This is a genomic window from Sodalis-like endosymbiont of Proechinophthirus fluctus (assembly GCF_001602625.1).
Classification (GTDB): Bacteria; Pseudomonadota; Gammaproteobacteria; order Enterobacterales; family Enterobacteriaceae.
This window is the reverse complement of sequence record NZ_LECR01000073.1, coordinates 20,402-24,724: the sequence shown is the minus strand read 5'-3', so window position 1 is coordinate 24,724 and position 4,323 is coordinate 20,402. Positions and strand designations below refer to the sequence as shown.

Below are 4,323 nucleotides of genomic sequence, written 5' to 3'. Positions count from 1 at the left end.
CGTAGCCGTTAGAAAGGACAGCGTTTTTCCATTACCGGTTTGCACCTGGTCCGCGACGTCTTTTGCCCGCAAGCGTAATGGGTAATGTCAGCGCTTGAATGGATATATAATTGTTAAAGCCTTTAGAATTAATCTCTTCAACGATTAACGGGTACAGGGAGAAGTCGGAAAGCTTCTTCTCTTTTAAGTGTGTTTTGCTTATAGTGTGGTAGAATAGAAACTGGCTATTGCATTAAGAAAGTGTATACAGTGAAATAAAGTTCACCTGTTGTTGGTCGTTGCTGTAACGGCAGGTCACGATAAATCTGTGGAGTAAAACATGAGTGATAAGATTATTCATCTGAGTGACAATAGCTTCGAAAAGGACGTATTACAGGTCAATGGGCTATTTTTGGTAGATTTCTGGGCCGAATGGTGTGGTCCTTGTAAAATGATTGCGCCTACCCTGGCAGAAGTCGCTGATGAATTCGATGGCAAACTGACCATCGCTAAATTGAACATCGACGAAAATCCGGCCACTGCACAAAAGTATGGTATCCGCAGTATTCCCACCCTATTGTTGTTCCGAGACGGTGAAGTGGTAGCCACCAAGGTTGGCACTCTGTCTAAAGGACAGTTGAAAGAGTTCCTTAACGCAAGTCTGTAAGCGGTATTGCGCATATTACTCTGGGCGCTGGCGTTCATAAGCATTTCTCATATTGACCGCTAGACGCCCATCAAGAACCATGCTAGGTTTATGCCCACTGCATTATAATCTTACCTGTAGTTTGAATCTTAGCTTTACTCTTCTTTGTGAGTACCCCATTGCAAGAAGGTACCAAACGTTACCAACGAGGGCGTCAGGCAGGCGGGATTTAAATTAATCCGTTGTTAGGTACTCTTATCTCTCAGTCTTCTTGTCATGCATACTGCATGAGTCGTTGTAAGCCAAAATGGATCTGCCGGGATTAAATGCCATAGCAGCAACAGTTTTACACTGTCATACCGTCCACGAAATCAGTTCGAGATATACCCCGAGTTTAAGAACCCACTATTATGAACCTTACCGAATTAAAAAATACACCGGTTTCAGAGCTAGTGACCCTTGGCGAGAACATGGGGCTGGAAAACCTGGCCCGTATGCGTAAACAAGACATCATCTTCGCAATCCTCAAGCAGCATGCCAAGAGTGGCGAGGATATCTTCGGCGATGGTGTATTGGAAATTTTGCAGGACGGATTCGGTTTTCTCCGCTCCAGCGACAGTTCTTACCTCGCTGGCCCTGATGATATTTACGTTTCCCCTAGCCAGATCCGCCGCTTTAACCTACGAACCGGCGACACCATTTCCGGCAAGATCCGTCCGCCGAAAGAGGGCGAGCGCTACTTTGCGCTGCTGAAGGTCAACGAAGTCAACTACGACAAGCCGGAAAACGCCCGCAACAAAATCCTATTTGAAAACTTGACGCCGCTGCACGCTAATTCGCGTTTGCGCATGGAGCGAGGTAACGGCTCTACCGAAGATTTGACTGCGCGCGTTCTGGATCTGGCCTCGCCTATTGGCCGCGGCCAGCGCGGCCTGATCGTGGCGCCGCCGAAAGCCGGTAAAACCATGCTTCTGCAAAACATCGCCCAAAGTATCGCTTACAATCACCCCGACTGCGTGCTAATGGTGCTGCTGATTGACGAACGTCCGGAAGAAGTGACCGAGATGCAGCGTCTGGTGAAAGGTGAAGTAATCGCCTCGACCTTCGACGAGCCGGCGTCTCGCCACGTGCAGGTCGCCGAAATGGTGATAGAGAAAGCCAAGCGCCTAGTTGAACATAAGAAAGACGTTATCATCCTGCTGGATTCCATTACCCGCCTGGCGCGCGCCTACAACACCGTCGTACCGGCTTCCGGCAAGGTATTGACCGGTGGTGTCGACTCTAATGCCCTACATCGTCCGAAACGTTTCTTCGGTGCCGCGCGTAACATGGAAGAGGGAGGTAGCCTGACCATCATTGCCACCGCGCTTATTGATACTGGCTCGAAGATGGATGAAGTGATTTACGAAGAGTTCAAGGGCACGGGCAATATGGAACTGCACCTGTCGCGTAAAATCGCCGAGAAACGCGTTTTCCCAGCGATTGATTATAACCGCTCCGGAACCCGTAAAGAAGAATTACTCACTACTCAGGAAGAGCTGCAGAAAATGTGGATCCTGCGCAAAATCATCCATCCAATGGGTGAAATTGATGCTATGGAATTTCTGATGAACAAGTTGGCGATGACCAAAACCAACGATGAATTCTTTGACATGATGAAACGTTCTTAAGTCACAAAAATTCGGGTAGCGCCACGTGAAAAAGTAGAGTTTTTCCTAATACTAGTAAAGTAACATTTTTGGTGTGACCAGTTGCGCACACGTCTGTGCCCGTCCGGTCTATTTTTATCCTATCTGCACGCCTGACGGAGATTCAGGTGGAACATAAGAAGATAATAGAAACCCTATTTCGTTGTCACAAAACTCAGTGACCAGTAAGGCATTGGAATTGAGGCATAAACCATAGTGACACATTGAACGACCTGATGGATACAGAGAGCTTTCTATTGTGAATATACTCAATATGATTACTGATTTTGTTGCTATTTTTCTGTTTTCTTTGCTCTTTTTGTTTTTAGCGCGCAAGGTTGCAAAAAAAATAGGCCTGGTCGATAAGCCCAATTATCGCAAACGTCACCAGGGGAAAATCCCCCTGGTGGGCGGCATTTCCATTTATGCCGGCATCTGCTTCTCCTTTCTCTATACGGATCATTATATTCCGCACGTGGCGCTGTATCTAATGTGCGCGGGCGTCCTGGTCGTAACTGGCGCGATCGATGATCGTTTCGATATCAGCGTGGTGGCGCGCGCCATTATTCAGGCGCTGGTCGCGGTGGCGATGATTGTGTTCAGCGGCCGCTACATTAATAGCCTGGGCTGCATTTTCGGGTCGTGGGAAATGGTGCTTGGCCCATTAGGCTATTTGGTGACGCTATTCGCCGTCTGGGCCGCGATTAACGCCTTCAATATGGTGGACGGCATTGACGGCCTGCTGGGCGGTCTCTCCTGCGTGTCTTTCGGCGCCATAGGAATTCTGCTCATGTTGGACAATAATCCGAGCCTAGCGCTGTGGTGCTTTGCCATGATCGCCGCCATTTTACCCTATATTTTATTAAACCTTGGGGTATTCGGCCGACGCTATAAAGTGTTTATGGGCGATGCCGGCAGTACCATGATCGGCTTCACGATTATCTGGTTACTACTGCAAAGCACCCAGGGCTGGGGACACCCGATGAATCCCGTGACTGCCCTGTGGATTATCGCCGTGCCGCTGATGGATATGATGGCCATTATGTATCGCCGGATGAGCAAAGGCATTAGCCCGTTTGCACCTGACCGGCAGCATATTCACCACCTGATCATGCGTGCGGGTTTCAGCTCGCTCCAGGCGTTTATCATCATTACGCTCACTGCCGCGCTATTAGCGTTTTTCGGCGTGGCAGGGGAACGTTGGCTGTGCTGGCCGGAATCTGTCATGTTGTTGCTGTGGATCGTGGTATTTTTACTGTATGGCTATGTACTGAAATTCGCCTGGCGGGTCGCCCGTTTCGTCAAGCGAACAAAACGACGACTTAGTCACTAAAAAAACACTACCTTAAACGGAAATTCTGGGCGAAAATGACACCTGCTAGCTCACCCTCCTCCGTCGACGACCGGGGATAGGCTATCGACAATAAATTAGACTTGCGCGTTTTGCTATGTGCCTTGTAGCGCGGCAAGGTTAGCGTCATCACCTGCGCGCTCGCGTTTGCGCTGGGCGCTCTTATCTGCTCCTTCGTAATGTGCAGGAGTGGATGGATATCGCCATTACCGACAATCCTACGGTGAATGTGCTGGGCAGTTACTTTTCCCAGCAGCAGTTTTTGCACAATTTAGATGTGAAAATAGCTCGCTACCGACCTCTGACACCCCATCGATTGCCGATGAAGCGTATCAGGAATTTTTGTGCCAGCTCGCATCCTACGATACCCGCCGGGATTTCTGGCTCGCCAGCCCCATATTATCAAACGCGTAAAAAGGGCGATGCCCGCGTCGACACGGTGCTGCTGAATGAGTTTATTAACGCCATTCAGTTCTTGCCGCGTGACGATGTGAAAAAATCTGCCCGATAGAGTGCGGTTTTGCTGGCGGAAACCGCATCGGACGCCAATCAGCGCTGCCGCGCCACTATGTAGATTTCGCCAACCAGCGCGCGGTCAACTATCTCAATGAGAATGTCATGGCAGCCTGGGTCGTTCGCACCGTCTCTCACTCAAAGCG

At 49.5% G+C, this 4,323-nt stretch carries 3 protein-coding genes and 2 pseudogenes; 4 read left to right on the top strand and 1 reads right to left on the bottom strand.

Annotated features, from left to right (window positions below; all coding sequences use genetic code 11):
• Positions 1–202 (bottom strand): annotated as a pseudogene (locus BG74_RS17690) (ATP-dependent RNA helicase RhlB); the annotation flags it as partial.
• A 117-nt stretch (positions 203–319) separates the two neighbouring features.
• Between BG74_RS17690 and trxA the strand changes: the two are divergent.
• The 4 genes and pseudogenes from trxA to BG74_RS20800 form a co-directional block, all read left to right on the top strand.
• Positions 320–646, top strand: coding sequence for a thioredoxin TrxA (trxA, locus tag BG74_RS07095; protein WP_066597517.1), 327 nt, complete (start codon positions 320–322; stop codon positions 644–646).
• 389 nt (positions 647–1,035) lie between these two features.
• Positions 1,036–2,295, top strand: coding sequence for a transcription termination factor Rho (rho, locus tag BG74_RS07090; RefSeq protein ID WP_066597515.1), 1,260 nt, complete (start codon positions 1,036–1,038; stop codon positions 2,293–2,295).
• Positions 2,296–2,587: 292 nt separating this feature from the next.
• Positions 2,588–3,646 carry a UDP-N-acetylglucosamine--undecaprenyl-phosphate N-acetylglucosaminephosphotransferase gene (gene wecA / locus BG74_RS07085; protein ID WP_439895703.1) on the top strand — a complete coding sequence of 353 codons (1,059 nt, stop codon included), beginning with the start codon at positions 2,588–2,590 and terminating at the stop codon, positions 3,644–3,646.
• Between the two features lie 83 nt (positions 3,647–3,729).
• Positions 3,730–4,323 (top strand): annotated as a pseudogene (locus BG74_RS20800) (Wzz/FepE/Etk N-terminal domain-containing protein); the annotation flags it as partial.